Consider the following 20,722-nt stretch of genomic DNA (forward strand, 5'->3'; position numbering starts at 1 on the left):
CTTCTTTTGTTAATTGCTCAATCACACACGTATGCGTTTTTGTCTCTCTGTTGTAGTTGATTCCAGCAGATTTTTCGACGCTTCGACAGAATCAATCACCTCATGCCAGTCCATGGTACTGATTGCATTTACATATTCCTGTGACACTTCTTTGTTTGGAATCGACACCGTTTTGTCCATCCAGTGATAACTCAGATAACCCAGATGAACCAGGAGTGTCAGAACATCATCCCGGTTCTGGAATGTTGTCATATCATTGGAAAATGTCCCTGTATTGATTTCCACACGATCCCCGGCAAGCATCCGCACAATGGCATCTTTTAACCCGTCAAAATTCATCTGGATATAAATTTTTAATGCCTCATATGTTTCGGTCTGATTCCAGTAATTATCATACAGACCGCTTAACATTGCATCGACCACTGATTTCGGGCTGTACATGGAATAGATTTTGGGGTTTTCTCCGTCCATTGCGACAAGTTCATAGCCATCATACCACGCCTGCGCTTCTTCAAAATTGCGCTTGTATGTTGCGCACAATGCGTGCACTTCCTCTTCGGTAAAACCGAAAAACTCCGCCATCTCGCGTGGATTGGTCATGGAATATTCCGTAAACATGTTGAGTGCCGAATGCGAACCGTATTTTTTTATCGGTAAAATTCCGGTCATGTAGGCAAGTGCCACATATTCCTGATCTTTCATCCATACCCGCAGGAAATCCAGATATTTTTTCTGTGCCTCTTTGTCCTGCTTGTACTCGCGGAACAGACAGTCCCATTCGTCGATCAGTATGATAAACGGGCACTTCGTATGTGCATATACGTCTTTCATCGCAAACACCAGACTGTCTTCTCCATCCATGACATAATCAGGATATCCTCTTTTCAGATCTGCAATCATGCGTTTTTGAAAAACCGCAAGCATTTCATCCATACTGTGCGTCATGCTTAAAAATTCCTGCATATTCACTTTCAGCACATCATATTGATTCCGGTATTTCTGATAAGTCTCTGCCTTTGCAATCTGCAGAGTATCAAACAACCGCGCCGTATCGACGCTCTGATCGTAATATGCTGCCAGCATATCCGTCGCCATAGATTTTCCAAATCGCCGCGGACGGCTGACACAAATATATTTCTGCCGTGTGTTAACAACCGCATTTATTTTTTCGATTAACCCAGTTTTATCTACATAAATTGCGGAATTTAAGCTCTCCTCAAAGCCTTTGCAGCCCGGATTCAGATAACTTCCCATGCCTAACACCTCCGTAATGTCATTCGTAACCATCCACCATTTTACCAACAAACCGTTACGACCAGATTTCTGTCTTTAGCATACCACAAACATTCTGTCTTTGCACTTATATTTTTTCCGATATTCTATCCATGATTTTACAAATGGTTCCTGTCCATTGATGTTTTCTGCCCATAATACTTTCTTCATATTTTTGGGGTAGGGATTTGTATATCCCGAAAAAATTTCAGGGGACATTGTGATTCTTTCCATCACAATGTCCCCTGCTTTAAATTATGTTCTTCCTGACATTTGAGATTCTCAAAATGCCCGGAGAATCATTCATCAAATGTCAACTCAAAAGGCATAAAGGATACTCCCCGCTTCTGACCTACTACTGTTTCCAACAATAAAACGAAACTGGACATCTCCATCTATGAGTTCCATATTCTCTCCATAAAAAGCTAGTTCCTTCCGATTAACCGTAAATTTTACTTCCTGCTCTTCACCCGGCAACAGAAAAATTTTCCGAAACCGGATAAGTTCTCTATCCGGTCGCACAACAGGAGCACAAAGTGTCTCCACATAACACTGCACGACTTCTGCCCCAGGCACTTCTCCCACATTCTTCACCTTGCAGGATATGTCAATCTTATCCTCTCTTTCCTGTTTCTCAAATATGGGGGGCGTAATGGTGAACTCTGTGTAAGAGAGACCGAATCCAAATGGATAAAGCGGTTCATTCGGAATATCCATATACCGGCTCGTAAAGCGATTCTCCGGATTCGTTTCTACCATCCGGTGTCCGGTCTTTACATCCCAGTAACTGACAGGCACCTGTCCCACACACCATGGTATGCTCACAGACAGTTTTCCTGATGGGGTCTCTTCTCCATACACCAAGCGAACAACAGCCTCAGCTCCCATTGTTCCCGGTCTCCAGACAAAAAGGACAGCCTGGGATTTCTCCGCTATTTTCCGTATATCCAACGGCCTGCCCGATAGAATGACCGTCACAATATGGGAGGTACGGCCAGCTACTGCATCAAAAAACTTCTGCTGCCCTTCCGGCAGATCAAGAAATGCCCTGCTCGCGGCTTCACCTGACTGTGCCTCATGTTCTCCAAGTACAAGTACCACGGTATCCTCCGGTTCAATTTCATCCAGTGTGGCATATTGTTTTCCACTATTCACGCATATTTCAGGTATCTCTTTATCCTGTTCTCCGCTGTCCTGAATTCTACAGTTTTCAGCCTGCCACAGCCTCCTTTCCTCTTCTGTCAGAATCTCACATTCTGGCAGAAAACGAACCGGCATCTTCCGGGCTTTCAGGACTTCTCTGATCGTTTCCACATCATCATAACGGCCGAAAATTGCCCATCTGCTCAGCAATTCCCTTGACTCCACATAAGGTCCGCCCCAAAATACCTTCCTCTCCGGTTTCAGAGGAAGCATATCATCATTTTTCAGAAGAACCGAACTCTCACATGCCAGCGCAAGCGCGGTTTTCTTTGCCTCAGCAGACAACGGTTCTTCTCCCTGCATTCCTGCAAATGGATTTTCAAACAAGCCAAGCCGATTCTTCATCACCAGCACATTCCATGCACTTTTGTCTATCAACGAAGTTGGAATACTCCCTTCTTTAACCAGTTCTTCCAGATGGAACATATATGCCGGACTCATCATGTCAATGTCAACTCCCGCACGGACTGCGGCCTCTGCGGCCTCTTTCTGGCTTGACACTACATTCTGTTCCTCCAACTGCCCTATGGATCCCCAATCTGAAATCACAGTGCCACTGAAACCCATTTCTTCCCTGAGAGTGCCTTCAAGCAGTTCCTTGTTTCCACTGACCGGTCTGCGGTCAACTGCATTAAACGCTGTCATCACCATTGCCGGATCTGCATGCATTGCCATACGGAATGGTTTGAGATACTGTTCCCGGAAGGTTCTCTGTGATATTTCCACATCATTGTATTCTCTTCCCGCACTCACTGCACCATAACCTGCAAAATGCTTTAAACAGCCTGCGATACCGGACTCCGGTATTTTTTTGTTCCCTGCCGGGTCTTTTCCTTCTTCGCCCTGATATCCTCTAAGCATTGCGGTTCCCATAACTCCGTTCAGAAAAGGATCCTCTCCGAAAGACTCCATTATCCGCCCCCACCTCGGGTCTCTGGATACATCAATCATTGGAGAAAACGTAGCCCTGATCCCCTCAGAAGCAGACTCTGCTGCGGCATGTCCCGCCATCTTTCTAACCAGTTCCGGATGAAACGAACAAGCCTGTCCCAAAGGAATCGGAGCTATGGTCCTGCACCCATGTATGACATCTGCCATAAACAGCAATGGAATATGATGCGGATGCGCTTCCACATATTTTTTCTGAATTCCCCTGAGCTTTTCTGCCCCGATCATACCTAGTACAGAACCAGCATACTGAGTCACCCACTGAGGTGGCTGGTCTTCCCCCACCTCCCCGGTAAGTACCGCATCATCATCAAAGTAAATTCCAGTCAGCTGTATCATCTGCCCAATCTTTTCACGCAATGACATCTCAGACAACAACTTTTTTAATTTTCTTTGTTCCATAATCTTCTTTTCCCTCAATCAAAATAAATGGTTTCTCCACTCTCTGCTGAACGGTACACCGCTTCCAGAATACGTGTGACAACTGCAGCCTGTGCAGGCTTCACAACCTGTTCTGCCCCATCAACAACGATGTGGTAAAACAATTCCTGTTCATAGTCTGCTGCTGACTTTTCTTTTCCTGAGAAAAATGCTACTCCACCGCTTGATAATTCCGGTTTCTCTACTACCTGTGCATTATGGTGGATGTAATTGATCCTAAGGCCATCTTTCATATCAGCTCCGGCTTTGGTACCACACAGGCTTGTTTTTGCCTCATCAACCTCCAGTGTGTTCAGTGCCCAGGCTGATTCCAGTTCGATCACTGCCCCATTTTTCATACGGATAAAGCCAAAAGCAGAATCTTCTACACAGAACTTATCCGGATCCCAGTTACCAAATGCATTTCCCTGGTCTGTCTGATCAGACAGCTTGTGGAAGGAAGCTCCCGTAACAGACTGCACTTCATAATTATCCATCATCCATAATGTCAGATCCAGTGCATGTGTACCAATATCAATCAGGGGACCGCCGCCCTGTTCTTCTTCATTCAGGAACACACCCCAGGTCGGAACAGCTCTTCTTCTGAGTGCATGTGCTTTGGCAAAATAGATTTCTCCCAATTCATCACTTTTGCACATTTCCTTCAGATACAATGAATCTGTACGATAACGGTTCTGATATGCTATGTTGAGAACTCTGTGTGTTCTTTCAGCAGTTTCGACCATCTTCTGTGCTTCTGCATAATTTTTTGCCATTGGCTTCTCACACATGACATCTCTTCCTGCCTCCATTGCTGCTATAGAGATTTCTGCATGGGAACGGTTTGGGGTAGTTACATATACAACATCCAGATCTTCTTTTAGAAGTTCACGGTAATCTTCAAATACTTTTGCATCTTCTGTGCCAAATTTTTCTTTTGTCTCCTGCGCACGCTCTATGATGATGTCACAAAAAGCCACCACCTCATAGAGACCACTTTTCTGCATAGCCGGGAGATGTTTTCCGTTAGCAATCCCTCCACAGCCTACGATTCCTGCTCTTAATTTTCTCATGGTATTTCCTCCTTATTTGCACTTTTCTGTGTTATATAACATATTTCTCCAGATATCTTTTACTGAGAATTAAAGACTTCTCCACCTTTTCCTTGGAATCCTCAAATGCTTTATCTTCTATTTCGATACATGTACAGCCATCATATCCTATATCAGTAAGTGCTGACACGTATTTTCCCCAGTCCACATCGCCAAGTCCCGGAATCTTAGGTGACATATATTCCAGCGGATAAGCCATGATGCCACAGGACTCTAATTTATCCCTGTATATCTTGATATCCTTGTAATGAACATGGAATATTTTATCCTTAAATTCATAAAGCGGGCGGATATAGTCGATCATCTGCCAGATAAAGTGGGATGGATCGTAATTAATGCCAAGATTATCACTGTCCAGGATCTTGAAGACCTCTCTCCAGATTGGCGGAGTTGTCATCAGATTCTGTCCTCCGGGCCACTGTTCCTCACCAAAAAGCATCGGGCAGTTTTCAATTGCTATTTTTACGTCACATACCTCTGCCAGTTTTATGATTGGTGGCCATATTTCTTTTACAAGTTCAAGATTTTCCCGTACATTTTTGGTCTGATCCCTTCCGATAAATGTTGTGACCATGCCAACACCTAACTTTTTACTTGCACGTATGACATTCTTCAGATGTTCAATAGCAGCATTTCTTTTCTCTTTATCTGCCGTCATTACGTTAGGATAATATGCCAGTGCAGAGATTTCTACTCCCGCTTTTTCTGCATATGCCATAATATGGGCTGCATATTCATCATCCTGGTTTACCCGTTCTGCATCTATATGGCTTACACCCGCATATCTTCTTTCTGCTTTTTCTTCTGGCCAGCATGCCACTTCCACACATTCAAATCCCTGCTCTGAAGCAAAATCCATCATTTGTTCATAAGTCCATCCGTCAAGGATTGATGTAATAAACCCAAGTTTCATAGAAAATCCTCCTGTATCTGTTTTCCCTATTTTTCCCATGGAGTTTGTGTAAAATCTCCACCCCTGCACCATTTCAGATAATTCAGTGCATGAAGCTGTCCGGTCATCTCCAGTTCTCCGGAATATACAGGATCATGGTATCCCTCAATGCAGATATCGTCCTCATATCCGTTACTTCTTAAAATAGAAATGATATCTCTCCAGTTCGTGTCACCAAAGCCCGGCATACGATGCCATACAAATGGGACTGCGCCTGATATGCCACTATGTCTTACAGCATCCCAGTCTATTGTTGCATCTTTTCCATGTATATGTACTATTTTTTTGCACCATTTTCTCAGCTCTGTTACCGGATCGATAAGCTGTACCATCTGATGTGTCGGCTCCCATTCCAGTCCGAAGTTATCATTCTTTACTTCCTCAAACATCACTTCCCACGCTTTAGGGTTAAAACCGATATTACATGTCGCATGTTCCCATGTTCCATCCATAAGGCAATTCTCAATTCCCAGCTTCACTCCCTTTTCTTCTGCAAGATCAGCCAGTTCCCGGAATACCTTGCCAAACTCTTCATATGCGGATTCTACCGGCTTTCCTTCCCACGCTCCTGCAAAAGTACTCACATGTGTAGCTCCGAATTTTCCGGCAGTGCAGATTACATTTTCCAGAGTTTTCCTATGCTCTGCATACTGGATAGGATTGCAATAGTATCCAACTGTCGTGATTTCGGAATCCGTACCTGCCAACAGTTTTTCCGTGCTCAATGCCAGCTTATCAAGGTCAGTCCCTTCCAGTGACATATGGAAATTAAGAGAAAATGTCTCAAATCCTTTTCCAATAAATCCCTTTAACCATTCTTCTGCCTTAGTTCCAGGAACGCATGTTCCTATTTTTATCTGTTTCATACTTATTTTCTCCTGTTCCTTCATAAATACTTATGATTCATACTGTCTATAATCAATCACCTGGTTTGTTTCTGCTGATTGGAAAATAGCTTCCATTAGTTTCATTACACGCATCACCTGGAAGAGCTTAATCTCCGGCTCTGCCCCATCTCTTATAACTGCTGCTACATTCCTATGGAAATCCGCAATATCTCCGGACACATGTGGCAGCTCTTCTTTCACGATTGTATCTTCCCGTCTCGGAGCCATGGTTTTGGTCAGACCTGCTGCTGTCTTTACCGGCACTACTTTCTCTTCGGTTATGCCTGTTTTCCGTATGATCTCACCATTTAACTGCCAGTCCCTGATTACCGCAGTACCATCTTCACCCAGTACATACCATCTTGGCAGGGAAATATAATTATTGGTACCTACTTCAACTAAGACTTCCGTTCCGCCTTCAAATGTCAGGATTGTGGTGAACCCATCATCCACTTCCTGATTGGTAATATGGGTAAGTGATGCATATACAGTTTCAATTTTTCTATCTCCGTAAAGATACAGAATCTGATCCAGCAAATGTACACCCCAGTCAAGAACCATTCCGCCACCATGTATTTTTTCTTTTCTCCAGTCACCCGGAATACCCCTTGAACCATGCACACGGCTTTCTATCCGGAAGACATGCCCCAGCTTCTGCTCCTCTACAAGCTTTCGTATGATCAGGAAATCATCATCCCAGCGCCTGTTCTGGTGTACTGTCAGGAACTTTCCGGTTTCTTTGGCAACATTTTCCATCTCCTGAAGATCAGAAGATGACAGAGTCACCGGTTTCTCTGATATCACGTTTTTCCCCGCATGCATAGCACGGATTGCAATCGGCTTATGGCAGTCATTTGGAGTGGCAATCAGCACGACATCAATATCCGGGTCTGATAACATTTCCTCTTCCGAACCATACACAGAAAAACCTTTTTCTTTTGCTTCTATTCTCTTTTCTTCCTTGATATCATAGATACCACCAATTTCAATTTCCGGTACATTTGACAGGATTTCTGTATGCCATCTGCCCATTCCACCATATCCTATCAGTCCGTAGATTACTTTGTTTTCCCGCATTTTATACCTCCAATTAAGGAACAGCGGCTAATGAACACCATCAGCCGCCGTCTCTTTTACTTACTTAATTCATCGTTGATTTCTTTGAGAATCTGATCACCACCCTGATTCTTCCAGTTTTTAACGAAAGTATCGAATTCGCTGATATCTGCTTTTCCCATAATGATCTTTGCGAAAGTCTCTTCCTCCATCTTCTTCAGATTTGCCCATTTCGCTTCCATTGTTTCCGTCTGTCCGTTGTAAGCGTTGTAAACCGGAACATATTCCTCATTTACAAGTGGCGCGTCACCTACCATGATTGCAACCAGACGAGGCAGATTTGTTTTTGCCAGATCACTATCCAGATTCCAATATTTAAGACTGAAATCATCGTAAGGCTTTTTCTTAAGTTCCGTAACTGCTTCCATATCGTTCTTCAGCAGTTTATGTGTCGAAAAATCTACATCATCCATACTGATATCTCCTGCAAGATATTTCGTCAGCGCTTCATTAGATGTCTCTATCTCATCAGCATTGTCATACGCATTATACAAAGGATAGAAATCTGCGGTTCCCATCTCCGTAGATGTTACGCCCTCTTCTACCCATGTCTGCTCATTTGCAATCAGGTAGTTAATGATCTTAAACGCAGCTTCCGGATTTTTGCAGTCCTTGCTCGCTACGACATACTGTGTCGTTGGCTCAGCCATATGCGTATAATATTTTCCATCCTCAGAAAGAGGTGTGAAATATGCCCGCCAGTCTGCTGAACCTGACAGAGTTGTATCCGCAAATGTATATGCACACCACCACGGTCCGAAAAAGATTCCTACTTTTCCAGCAAGAAGTGGCTCCTTGCTATCACTTCTGACAAGTGTCTCCGGATCAATAACACCATCCGCATAAAGTTTGGAGATATTTTCCAGTGCAGTCTTCGTCTCCGGCTGAATCGAACCATACTCTACCGATCCGTCCTCACTCTTCAGCCAGTACTGCGGATATGACTGAAAACAGCTGAACAATGGGTCAAGTCCAAACTGGTTGCCGCCTACTGCATTCATGTGGTCCGAATTTCCTGGTCCAAGAATACCGATAGTGTCATTCTCTCCATTTCCATCTGGATCCCTTGTCACAAATGCTTTAGCCACTTCTGCCAGTTCATCCCATGTGCGTGGTACATCCAGCCCAAGAGCATCCAGCCAGTCCTGACGAATCCACATTTCGTTTACACCGCCTGCTGTCAGGTTCGGGGCAGGAATCGCCATCAGTTCTCCATCTTCATTGGTGATACATTTCTGCAGTTCTTCACCGCCGGATTTCACATAACTTTTCAGTGCATCTGAAGCATAATCATCAAAATACTTATCCAGTGGCTGTATCATATCGTATTTCAACAGAGCCCTGTACTGGGTTGCATTTACATTCATGATTTCCGGAATGGTATTACTTCCGATACAGAGACTCATTTTTTCATCATAGTCTGATGTAGATGCAGTCCAGTCATATACTACCTGGATGTTCAGGTTCTCTTTCAGAAGCCTTGTATAGGAGTTGTCTTCAAATGACATTCCTTTCGGAATCTTTGCATTCGGATTCATTTTTCCGCCCAGATGTACCGTAACCGTCTCCGGGTATTTTGCCAGAGGCAGATCTTCTTTCGCTGTTCCTTCTGCTTCCTTGACCGCTTCTTTCTGCCCTTTGTCTGATGCACCACCACAGCCTGAAATCAAGGATACCGTCATAGCTGCCGTACACGCTATAGCAATTATTCTTTTTAGTTTCATAATCCATTTTCTCCTTTTCGTTTTTACTATTCTCTATTTTGGCCAGACTCTTTCTGACCGGATACTATCCTTTTACCGATCCCAACGTGATCCCAGATACAAAATATTTCTGCAAAAACGGGTATATGATCAGCACCGGGATCATGGCGATAAATATCTTCGCTGCGTCCAGCGACTGGTTATTTAGTTTCATTGCCTGTGCGATCTGTTCAACATTCATACTGGAATAATCCAATGTTACTACCATCTGCTGTATGTATGTCTGAAGCGGATAGCTGCTTTGTTTTGTACTTAGAACCATTCCCTGAAAGAACTCGTTCCAGTACTGAACAATCGTAAAAAGCGAGATCGTTGCCACCATCGGTTTTGCCAAAGGAATGTAAATTGAGATCAGATTCCTCCATGGTCCACCACCGTCTATAAAGCATGCCTCTTCCAGTTCAACTGGCAGATTCTTGAAAAAGTTTACTGCCAGAATGACGTTGAAAACCTGAAGCCCCATACCGAGGACAAGTCCCCATATGCTGTCCATGAGACCGTAATTCTTCATTGTGATATACCACGGAACAGTACCTCCATTGAAAAGCATGCAGAATACAAAGATCCACATGAAGATGCCCCTCTTCGGAAACTGTTTTTTTGTTCTTGACAACGGATATGCTGCCAAAAGTATACACACCATGCTGGCCCCTGTACCTAACACAACGCGTTTAATAGACACAAGAAAAGAAGTAAAGAAATTCCCCTCTCCCAAGATCTTCTTATATGACAGGAGATTAAATCCCACCGGCCAGAGAGCAACTTTCCCTGCACTGACAGCCTCCCTGCTACTTAAGGAAACGCAAAGGACATACCATACCGGCAGGATGCAGACCAGTGTGATCAAAATAAGGATCACAACATTTACTACGTCGAATACTTTTGATCCTATACTTTTATTTTCTATCATTTACTGCACCTCCTTAGAATAGTTTGTAACCGGTAAACTTATCTGCCAGCTTATATCCTATAACAATTAAGATAACGCTGATCACCGATTTAAACAGTCCAACTGCTGTAGCCAGCGAGTACTGCAGGTTCTCAAGCCCTGCACGGTATACCCATGTGTCTATGATATCACCAGTGGAATAAACAAGCGGATTATACAAATTGTAGATCTGATCAAAACCTGCATTGAGCACATTTCCAAGTGACAGAATTGCCAGAAGGGCTACCGTTGTCCTTATTCCCGGGAGCGTTATGTGCCAGATACGTTTGAATCTTCCTGCTCCGTCTGCCGCTGCTGCTTCATAAAGGCTCTGGTCTACCCCAAGTATTGCTGCCAGATAAACTACCGTATTGTACCCAAATCCTTTCCAGATATCTGTGCCGATCACCAAAGGCTGGAACAATGATGGCTCCCCGAAAAAATTGATCGGATTTCTACCAAATGCCTCCATCAGCTGATTAATTGGACCAGTATATCCAAAGATATTTAAAACAATCTTTGCCAGAATAACCCACGACAGAAAATACGGTAGGTAAACAATTGTCTGGATTGGACGCTTGAGCCGCTTAATACAGAATTCATTAAGCAGAAGTGCAAAAATCAATGGGAAAATAATATTCCCAATAATCTTTCCTACCGCGATTACAACGGTATTACACAGTACCTGTTTGACATCGTTCATTTGAAACATGTACTTAAAATTTTCAAGCCCGACAAACTTAGAATGCAAAATACCCTGGCCCGGATTATAATCTTGAAATGCCATGACAATACCGAACATCGGAACAATGCTAAAGAAAAACAGCCATAAAAGTGCCGGAATCAGCATAATATAATAATGCTTCACAAATCGTTTGATATACATTCCAGGACCTCCCTTCCTTTTTGTTTAATATACACCATGATACCTCCCTTCCTTTTTTTAATTATTTTATCTTCTTCCCCCATATCCTGCTAGATGATATTGTTTCTAATCTTACCAAATATTTTTTATCACAAAAAAAATGTCCGATGAAAATCAGACATTTTTACTCTCTTTTCTGTATTCCGAAGGCGTACACCCATGCTCCCGTGCAAATACTTTTGCAAAATAATGAAAATTATCATATCCAAGTTCTACGGCAATCCTTGTAATGCTCTTCTTTCCATCCTCTATCCATTCCGCCGCAGTCTTCATTTTCCTGTGTATCACATATTGGTGAAATGTTTCCCCCGTCATCTCCTTAAACCTTGTACTAAAATAACTCCTGCTCATCCCTATCCGTTCTGCCACGTCTTCAGAGCGAAGATCCTCCCCGATATGTCCATCCACATACTTGATAACCGCTGCAAAAGCACTGATATCATTTTTCTGTGATGAGCTAAGACTCTCTTCATAAATATGTTCCCTCCAGCGGTGCACCCAGTCCAGCATCTCTTCAACCGTATCCAGCGATGGAAATTCCCCTTCTTCATCTGACAGGAGCTGAATGTTATGAAAACTCTTAACAAAAATCCTCTCCGCACTCCGCAGACTGATTTCTTTTGTTTTCTGACAGAGATCTTCAAATTCTTTCTCACTGAAAATCCATCTGGTGTGCATCCATCTTCTGTTCAGTTCTTCAACTTTTTCCTGATTTTCCTCTTCTGCATGTCCATCTCTGCATGTCTGCATGTACTTTGCACTGACCCGTTCCAGTATCGTTCCACACTCTTCCGGGGAAAAACTGATCTTTGAGATATAGTCTAACGCACCCATACGGATTGCCGTCTGTGCATAACTGAAATTCTCATATACAGAAAGAATTACAAATTTAATTTCCGGAAATTCCTCTCCGCACATCTGCATAAGTTCCAATCCATCAATTTCCGGCATATCTATATCGGTAAATACAATATCCACCGGATGATTTCGGAGAAATTCAAGGGCTTTTCTCCCATTCTGTACATCTCCCACTACCTCGAATCCATACTTTTCCCAGTCCATAATAGCGACCAGACCTTTTCTGGCAAGTTTGTCGTCATCTACAATCAATACTTTCATCTGTCTGTCCCACCTTATTTTCTTCCAATGTAACCTCTTTGTCTTTCTCTTTTTTTTCTTCCGGTTTCCGGACAGGAAGAAGGATCGTAATTCTGGTTCCGAACCCTTTTTTGCTGTTTACAAACAAACTCGTCTGTCCATCATAAAATGATTCCAGCATAGCCTTGACGTAGCGCAGTCCGATACCTCTGTTCTCATTCTTCCAGTATCCCCAGTCATAATCAAACGGCTGGTTAATCTCATCTATCTCCTCCTGATTCAGTCCCTTTCCGCTGTCAGAGATAGTTACAACAGCAAGATGCCTTGCCACATCTTCAAACACCTGGATGCTGATCTTCTCATCATCCCCAAGACCATAGCGGATCGCGTTCTCCACAAGTGGCTGAAAAAGCATACGGACCGTTGGCTGGTCAAGATAACTGCCATCTTCTATATTCATCTCAATAATAAAATCATACCGCATCTGCTGAAGTGCAATATATTCCTTTACAATCTCCAACTCCATCCGCAACGTTGTCTGGCGGCCTTCTTTGCCCAGATTATAGGAAAGAAGCTTCTTTAGTCTCTGTACAAACTCACTGATCTCTCTTTGGTGACTCATTTGTGCCATCCACTGAATCGAATTCAGTGTATTGAGAAGGAAATGAGGATTAATTTGATAGAGAAGTTTCTCAAACTCCATCTTCTGTATGCTTTTTTCCTTTTCTACCATATTGCTGATAAGATTCTCAATCTGTCTCTTCATCTGTTCTACTTCCCTCATCAGGCTGTCAAACTCTGCAATGTCCGACTCTTCATGTACTGCCTGAAGAGTGCCATCCCCAATCTGCACCATCTGTCTGCGGAATTGACTCAGCGGTCGGCAGATCATACGATAAAGATAGAGGACAGACATGGAAAAGAGCAGAAACGTTACAACTATGATGAGTGTCATCATCATTCTCCACTGGTTAATCTTCTTCTGATATATATTGTCCGGCAGTGCCACTGCATTAATGTATCCCATCTGACTCCGGTATGCCATGATCTTATAGCCCTCTCTCGTCTGGACTTCATACTCCCCCTTTGAGAGTGATGCAGAAAACAGTTTCTGTCCCTGTATAATGACAGGATTTGCGCTGTATTGTGCAACCCCTTTCTCATCCGTCTGAATATAAGTGTAGGGATGTCCTTCCTTATTTATTTCTTCCGGGGTCTTCATATCAGCCTTTATTTCTGTGTAGATTTCCAGTTTTTTCCCATTGCCAAAAACTACTTCCCTCATGACGGAAAAAACTGTTTTCTCACTACTCCCAAGAAAAGACGCATGGGCTGCCTGCATAACATTTCCCGCACACTCCGCAACCTTAGGCAATGCGTTCTGTCTTCCGTCCAGTGTTCTGACATTCATACTGCTGATAAGTTCCTTTTTCTCTTCCTTGTCATAATAGGTAGCGCCTACCAGTTTTGTGTTGACATATCCGAGTCCCGAAAGTTCTTGTCTAAGAGATCTCTGTTCAACAAACCTGTCAAAATTATCCACAGCATCAAGATAACTGTCCGTTACGTTTCCGATCAGACCGCCCGGTCCCATATAGTTCACAATACTGAGCATATCATAATAGGCTTCATCCGTATTCTTCGTAATCTGATCCAGATACATTTTCATGTTATTCTCTATACTGTCATTCTGTATCATTCTCAGTGCCATATAGGATACAATTCCCGCAGCCAGAAGGCTTGTCATCGCACACATCGTCAATATGCCAAGCATTTTTGCCTTTAATGTTTTCTTCTTTTTTTCCCGAGCTATCCCCATATACCTGTTTCTCTCCTCAACTGCATCACTAAAAAAGACTGCGCATCGGCAATATCCCGCCAACGCGCAGTCTGTATTCTCTGTATACAAAACTCCTGACAAACGCCTGTCATCAGATATCCGTGACAGTTGTTGAATTTTATATAGTATATCACACGGTCTGAATAATGTAAAGCAGTTGTCCTGCTTTCCTTTATGATATTCTATTCATAATTTTACAAATACTTACTGTTCATTGATGTTTTCTGTCCATAATACTTTTCATATTTTATGAATATGCATTCTATGAAAAACCGGGACATATGGAGAAAAATTTGTATATTATGTCCTGCTTTTCCTGTCAGCTGGGACATATGCGAAAAAAAGTTCTTATTATGTCCCATACAAATGTCATAACAGGACATTTGTAGCATCTTCTCGTCCATATGTCCCGTTAGACTTTTACAGAAGGACTTTTTTATTATCTTTTTGTCTATATGTCCCATACAGATATCACAGCAGGATATTTTAGGCGCCTTTTCATCCATATATCCCATTTGTCTTACACAAAGGGATTTGCCCTTTTTTCTTTATATGTCCTATTTTGTTCTTCTGGCAGACTTTTTTCATAGAGGAGCTATAACTACAAATATTGATAAACTTAACAGGCGGCAGAAATCATCTGCCGCCTGTTATATAACGTATGCTGTTACACTTATAAAATTGCTGTTTCCAAAAAATGCTGAATGTCCTGAAATGAAGAAAAAACAGCAGTCGCCTCTCCAGTATCCTGTTTTATTCCTGAGCCAGTATAACCAATCACATCAATTCCTGCCTGTATTGCCGCATGAATACCGGTTGAGGAATCCTCAATTGCAACAACCTCATCTTTTTCAGCCTGCAATAACTGTATCGCCTTTAAGTACCCATCCGGATAGGGCTTTCTTTTTTCACACATATCCCCACATACAATAACTGAAAAATAATCTGTCATTTTGATCCGGTTTAAAGCCGTAATAATATATTTCGCGCTCGTTGATGTTACCAATCCGGCTTTCAGATTCCGTCCCTTCATCCATTGAAATAATTCCTGTAATCCCGGCATGGGACAGATGGCATCATTTTCATAGGTATTTCCCATCTCTTTTCTTCTTTTCTGGTACATTTCCCATGAAACATTTTCTTTCGACCGGCTCAAATAATGCAATATTTTTTCACGGCTGTTAACTCCAATAAATCCTTTTAACTCTTCGTGATCCATATATACACCAAACGATTTGAGAGTTTCCTGCAGATAATGTGCATTTTGAGGTTCCGTGTTTACAATAACACCATCAAAATCAAAAAGAATATATTGTTTCTTCATATAAATCTATCCTTTAGTTATGCCAGCAGCCGTGATGCTTTTTCCTGAATCCATGCTATTTCTTCTTCCGAAAGATCACAAAAATCACTGTTTTCCATAGAGCAATTGGAATCTTGTACATATACTATTTTTGTATCTTTCTGGGTGATTGAATAAAACCAGCATTCTGCCGGAACATTATATACTTTTCCCTGCTCCATCAATGTCAGATCAATAGAAAAACCATTTTCCTTTTTTTCTGCGGTAATCAGAATCGCTTTACCATGTACAAGAATAAACTGCTCATCGGTCGAATGATGGATCTCCAAGTGTTTAATCCCATTAATATCATTGTCCGGTTTCCAGTTTTTAATACATACAAGCCACTTTGGATTTTTATAGACACATAAAATTCCCTCTTCGTTATTTTCATACATATCTGGTTTCATACTTATACCTCCCTAAATTTCTGTTCTTCCTGTAATTGGTACTCCATATCCAAATGCACCTTCTTTTGCGCACATCTTTGCGGCAAACTCCGATGCCTTTTTCATTGCATTTTGAATTTTTACATACATCTGTTCATCTGAACCATCTAAAATCTTATGTTGTGGGGAATTTTTTAACATATCACTTAGGAATGCCGCAAAATAAGAATCTCCCGCTCCCATAGTATCTATAACATCCTCTGCCAATACTGCTTTTGTATATAAAAATTTATCTTTATATAATACATAAGAGCCTTCTTCTCCGACAGTTCCAAGAACAACAGAAACACCATATTTCTGTGCCTTTTTCATTTCTCTCTCCCGTTCATCTTCTGACAAATGTGCACATGACATAATTGCAACAGTTACATACGGACATACATCCCTCAAATACTCATCTGTCCAGCGCATTGAAAAATCATAGGCAATCGGAACCTTTGTCTGATACAATTTTGAAAGATCCTGTTCAATATAGCTGTTAAGATTTGTGTAAATCAAATCATATTGCTGAATATAATCCATATCTTCTTCGTTGAAATCAAATGCATGATCTTTTGCAATTCCACCTTTATTTGAGCCAAGAAAAACACGGTCTGTTTCTTTCAGTGTTACCAAAGCGAAGCCGTTTTCTCCCTGAAAATGCCGGCAATGCGTATCATCAATCTCTAATTTTTTTAATGTCTCCTGCACACATTCAGCTACTTCATCATTACCGTATTTTCCAAGATATGCCGAATTGACACCATTCCATTTTGCATATACACATGTATTGACACATTGTCCTCCCGGATACATTTTCCCACGAGATAAATATTTATCACATACATTATCTCCAATCGCTATAATTTTTGGTTCTTTCATAGATTTTCTCCTTATGTTTTAAAATACTACTGCTCCTATCAAAATTGCTGACACTACTGAAACTACAGTACATACAAGGCCAGGAAGCATATAGCTGTGATTTAACACATATTTTCCAATTTTTGTTGTTCCCGCGGTATCAAACGCAATTGCTGCAACGCACTGACCGGAAGCAGGAATAAAATAATTTGATGAACATGCAATCCAGCCAGCAACAATAATATTTGCCGGAAGCCCTAATGCAATACCAATTGGAACCATAATCATTGTAGAGGATGACTGACTTGTTGTTATTGCCCCAACAATAAACACTGCTATGATATAAATCCATGGATGTTCATTCGTGAGAACTGACATATTATCTGTAATAAACGATGACTGATCTGCAATAAATGTATTCACCAGCCAGCAAAGACCAAATGCCAGAACAACAGCAAACATTCCTGTTTTAAATACTGGCTGATCCAGTACCTTATTGCTGTCAAGTTTTGTAATTAATACCGTTACGGCTGCTGCAACCAGCATAAAAATCTCAATTACTGTGGTAAGCGGTAATTTGCTTCCATCTGAAAGTGTTGGAACTAATGCACTCACTGCGCCAAGCAATACAATACCTACCATGGCAACCAAAAATACTGCAACAGAGATTTTTGCCTCTTTTGTTGTTTTAACTTCTGCAGCATTCTCATTTTTCACAAGAGTCTGAACCTGTCCGGATGCTACACGAGCCTGAAATTCCGGATCCTCTGCCAGTTCTTTTCCTTTCTTCATTACAGCAAGAGCACATGCGACTGTACCAATCAGTGTTGCCGGGATACAGACTACAAGCAGTGTAAAAATATTAACCGTTTTATAGTTCGTTGCTTCAGCCATAAAAGCCAGAATACCTACCGTTGCTGCTGAAATCGGACATGCCGTGATTGCCTGCTGGGAAGCTATAATGGATGCTGAAATCGGGCGTTCCGGTCGAACTCCTGTCTCAATAGAAATTTCATTAATTACCGGAAGCAAACTGTAAATAATGTGACCTGTACCACACATAAATGTAAAAATATATGCTACAACCGGTGCAAGTACCGTAATCATCCTAGGATTCCTGCGAAGAATCTTTTCTGCTATGCGAACCAGGAAATCCAATCCCCCACATGCCTGCATTGTTGCAGCTGCTACAATTACCGCAATCATAATTAAAATAACGGTAACTGGCGGATCTGCCGGTGTAACATGAAAGAAAAATGTCATAATTAACATTCCAACACCACCAGCCATTGCTAAAAATGTACCACCCTTACGTACCCCCAAAAATATAATGGCAAGTACAAGTATTAATTCTACCCAGAACATATTCATGTCCTCCCTCTCTTATATATATATCTTTTTCAGTTACATTTTGGATGTGCGCATATCCGTACAATACAAACTTTAATACAATTCTCGTACATCGCTCTTATTTGTATTGTTTTGTATCTGCTTTAATATTATATTTGTATCATACCTTTGTCAAGAACTTGTGTGTTTTTCGTCAATTATCCTATATTTTAGTTCCAATTTTTGTGCATATTTTTGTTCTCAGGCTATTTCAGTATCGTATCTGTATTATTTTGTATCTATAATACAATAAGCAGACAAAAACATAGGATACAATGTCTTTGTCTGCTTATAAATTCTTTTGCCCGAATTAAATATGTTCTGAATTAATACTCTACTTTCCACATATATCTACGTGTTGAAAGCGGATGTTCTTTCTTTTCAGCCAGTTCATGGTTATAAATAGGATATACATTATTAAACAGTGAATGGTTAAAGTAATCCACAACAGAAGCATCAATTGTAGATAATCCAAGTTCTTTTGCGTCCAGAACTTCAATCCTCTTTGCATATGTATGAAGGAATTTTAAAGCCCTTTCATCCAGTTCACGGGTAGATCCTTCTGATATCTGAATCATAAACGGACGGTTTGCATCTGTGATTTCAAACGGTCCATGGAAATATTCTCCTGTATGAATACTGCTGGAATCAAGCCACTGCATTTCCATGAAAATGCAAATACTTTCCATATATGCAGCCCCATAGCCGGCTCCGCTTCCCATCGTATAAATAACGGTATCGTCCTTGTATGTTTCAGCAAACTGTTCAGCTCTTGCCTGTACATGTTTTCTTGCATTCCGGATAATTCCGGTAATCATACCAAGTCCTTCGTAGAATTTATCATAATTTTCATATCCTGCGGTCTGTTGAAGTGTTTCCACTGCTACGAGCAGCGCACACATTGTTTTTTCTCCAGCATAATCAATATCACCTTTGAGATGATCCGGACTTGCATCAAATGAATACTGGATAATATAGTCACCAAACTCCACAATTTCAGATTCTTCCAGCCATGTAAGAATAATTACTGCTGCTCCTTTTTCCTTACCAAGCTTTGCTGCTGCAATCGTTTCCGGTGTATTTCCCTTATGGCAGGACAGACAGATGATCGAATTCTCTCCAAAATCTTTTGGTGTACTGTGAACAAATTCGTTGCTGTTGATCAGCGCGGATTTAATATTTGAACACTCTTTCTCCATAAATGTTTTTGCAGGATACAAAGCTCCAAGAGACCCTCCACAACCAACAAAATACAGGCTCTTAACACCTCCTTTGTCTTTTTTGTTCTCCAAAATCTCTGCTACAATGTTTTTAATGTCTTTGCTTGTATAACTCATATTCATTTCTCCTTTTTTTATTTGTCTCGTTTGTTTCTATCCAAAATATAATACAATATAATACATTTGTCAATATAAAACAGCTTTTAAAATAAATATATACAATTCTGAAACTTTGTATTATAATATATTGTATAATACAAATCAAAACACATTACGAGGTTTTTCATGGAATTAAACAATACAATTGCCAAACCACTATACAAACAACTTGAGGATCAGTTAAAAGAAGAGATTGACACCGGAAAACGTAAAGCAGGCAGCCGTCTTCCAACAGAAAATGAGTTAAGTACAACCTACAATGTCAGCCGGGTCACTGTCCGAAAAGCTCTTGCAGGTTTATCAGAATTAGGATATCTGGACCGCAAATCCGGAAAAGGAACTTTTGTTGCCGAAAAAAGAATCCAGCGAAATATCTCAAAAGGTGTTACCGGATTTTCTGAAATGTGCCGTACAATGGGAGCAGTTCCAGGTGCGAAAACCATTAAAATTGCAATAGAAGATCCTACCGAAAAAGACATGGAACTCATGCATATTACACCCGATAAAAAGATTCTCGTATTGGAACGTATTCGTTATGCCGATGAAAAACCGGTATTGTTAGAAATCAACCGGTTTCCTGAATCCTTTTCTTTTTTATTTGGAGAAAATTTAAATGACACTTCCCTTTATGATGTGCTGCAAAACCACAATATTATTTTTGATCATTCCGACAAAACTTTAGATATTGTGTTTGCCTCCGCACAGGAAGCAAAAATTTTGGGGATTTCAAAAGGTTATCCACTTCTTCGAATCGAGAGTACAATCTATAATACTGATTGCTCACTTGTTCAAAGATGTAAGCAATTATGTATCGGCGATAAATTTAAATTCACAATTTAAAAACTCCGGGCACATATAC

General features: G+C 41.2%; 17 protein-coding genes. 1 reads left to right on the plus strand and 16 read right to left on the minus strand.

Annotated elements, in window-relative coordinates; genetic code table 11:
• Positions 1 to 21 precede the first annotated feature (21 nt).
• From M72_RS00785 to M72_RS00865, 16 genes are all read right to left on the minus strand, one after another.
• Positions 22 to 1,305, minus strand: a complete 1,284-nt coding sequence (locus M72_RS00785; RefSeq protein WP_261291771.1) for an AAA family ATPase — start codon at positions 1,303 to 1,305, stop codon at positions 22 to 24.
• Between the two features lie 285 nt (positions 1,306 to 1,590).
• On the minus strand, positions 1,591 to 3,825 hold the full coding sequence (locus tag M72_RS00790) for a glycoside hydrolase family 3 N-terminal domain-containing protein (protein WP_141652672.1): 2,235 nt from the start codon (positions 3,823 to 3,825) through the stop codon (positions 1,591 to 1,593).
• 14 nt (positions 3,826 to 3,839) lie between these two features.
• Positions 3,840 to 4,916: a Gfo/Idh/MocA family protein gene (locus tag M72_RS00795; protein ID WP_055066830.1), complete on the minus strand. Its 1,077-nt coding sequence runs from the start codon at positions 4,914 to 4,916 to the stop codon at positions 3,840 to 3,842.
• 31 nt (positions 4,917 to 4,947) lie between these two features.
• Positions 4,948 to 5,868, minus strand: a complete 921-nt coding sequence (locus M72_RS00800) for a sugar phosphate isomerase/epimerase family protein (protein WP_022045665.1) — start codon at positions 5,866 to 5,868, stop codon at positions 4,948 to 4,950.
• A 26-nt stretch (positions 5,869 to 5,894) separates the two neighbouring features.
• The gene (locus M72_RS00805) at positions 5,895 to 6,773 is read right to left on the minus strand and encodes a sugar phosphate isomerase/epimerase family protein (protein WP_022045666.1); all 879 of its coding nucleotides are present in this window, start codon (positions 6,771 to 6,773) and stop codon (positions 5,895 to 5,897) included.
• Between the two features lie 30 nt (positions 6,774 to 6,803).
• Positions 6,804 to 7,871 carry a Gfo/Idh/MocA family protein gene (locus M72_RS00810; protein WP_055066831.1) on the minus strand — a complete coding sequence of 356 codons (1,068 nt, stop codon included), beginning with the start codon at positions 7,869 to 7,871 and terminating at the stop codon, positions 6,804 to 6,806.
• A 56-nt stretch (positions 7,872 to 7,927) separates the two neighbouring features.
• The gene (locus tag M72_RS00815) at positions 7,928 to 9,634 is read right to left on the minus strand and encodes an extracellular solute-binding protein (protein WP_055066832.1); all 1,707 of its coding nucleotides are present in this window, start codon (positions 9,632 to 9,634) and stop codon (positions 7,928 to 7,930) included.
• A 64-nt stretch (positions 9,635 to 9,698) separates the two neighbouring features.
• Positions 9,699 to 10,583 (minus strand): carbohydrate ABC transporter permease, encoded by an 885-nt coding sequence (locus tag M72_RS00820; protein ID WP_055066833.1) that lies wholly within the window; start codon positions 10,581 to 10,583, stop codon positions 9,699 to 9,701.
• A gap of 13 nt (positions 10,584 to 10,596) precedes the next feature.
• Entirely contained in the window at positions 10,597 to 11,487 is an 891-nt protein-coding gene (locus M72_RS00825; RefSeq protein WP_055066834.1) for an ABC transporter permease, read from the minus strand.
• Positions 11,488 to 11,640: 153 nt separating this feature from the next.
• Positions 11,641 to 12,645 (minus strand): response regulator transcription factor, encoded by a 1,005-nt coding sequence (locus tag M72_RS00830; protein ID WP_055066835.1) that lies wholly within the window; start codon positions 12,643 to 12,645, stop codon positions 11,641 to 11,643.
• Positions 12,623 to 14,443 carry a sensor histidine kinase gene (locus tag M72_RS00835; RefSeq protein ID WP_055066836.1) on the minus strand — a complete coding sequence of 607 codons (1,821 nt, stop codon included), beginning with the start codon at positions 14,441 to 14,443 and terminating at the stop codon, positions 12,623 to 12,625. Before M72_RS00835 ends, M72_RS00830 begins: the two co-directional genes overlap by 23 nt.
• Before the next feature lie 694 nt (positions 14,444 to 15,137).
• A complete protein-coding gene (locus tag M72_RS00845) occupies positions 15,138 to 15,788 on the minus strand; it encodes an HAD family hydrolase (RefSeq protein WP_055066838.1) in 651 nt (216 codons plus the stop codon).
• A gap of 17 nt (positions 15,789 to 15,805) precedes the next feature.
• The gene (locus tag M72_RS00850; RefSeq protein WP_055066839.1) at positions 15,806 to 16,216 is read right to left on the minus strand and encodes a hypothetical protein; all 411 of its coding nucleotides are present in this window, start codon (positions 16,214 to 16,216) and stop codon (positions 15,806 to 15,808) included.
• Positions 16,217 to 16,228: 12 nt separating this feature from the next.
• Positions 16,229 to 17,116, minus strand: coding sequence for a fructoselysine 6-kinase (locus tag M72_RS00855; RefSeq protein WP_055066840.1), 888 nt, complete (start codon positions 17,114 to 17,116; stop codon positions 16,229 to 16,231).
• Positions 17,117 to 17,134: 18 nt separating this feature from the next.
• The gene (locus M72_RS00860; protein WP_055066841.1) at positions 17,135 to 18,460 is read right to left on the minus strand and encodes an anaerobic C4-dicarboxylate transporter family protein; all 1,326 of its coding nucleotides are present in this window, start codon (positions 18,458 to 18,460) and stop codon (positions 17,135 to 17,137) included.
• A 350-nt stretch (positions 18,461 to 18,810) separates the two neighbouring features.
• A complete protein-coding gene (locus M72_RS00865) occupies positions 18,811 to 19,821 on the minus strand; it encodes an SIS domain-containing protein (protein ID WP_055066842.1) in 1,011 nt (336 codons plus the stop codon).
• A 168-nt stretch (positions 19,822 to 19,989) separates the two neighbouring features.
• Between M72_RS00865 and M72_RS00870 the strand changes: the two genes are divergently transcribed.
• Positions 19,990 to 20,703 carry a GntR family transcriptional regulator gene (locus tag M72_RS00870; RefSeq protein ID WP_055066843.1) on the plus strand — a complete coding sequence of 238 codons (714 nt, stop codon included), beginning with the start codon at positions 19,990 to 19,992 and terminating at the stop codon, positions 20,701 to 20,703.
• The last annotated feature ends 19 nt before the right edge of the window (positions 20,704 to 20,722 follow it).

The sequence above is a fragment of the Roseburia faecis genome, assembly GCF_001406815.1.
In the GTDB taxonomy this organism is placed as follows: domain Bacteria; phylum Bacillota; class Clostridia; order Lachnospirales; family Lachnospiraceae; genus Roseburia; species Roseburia faecis.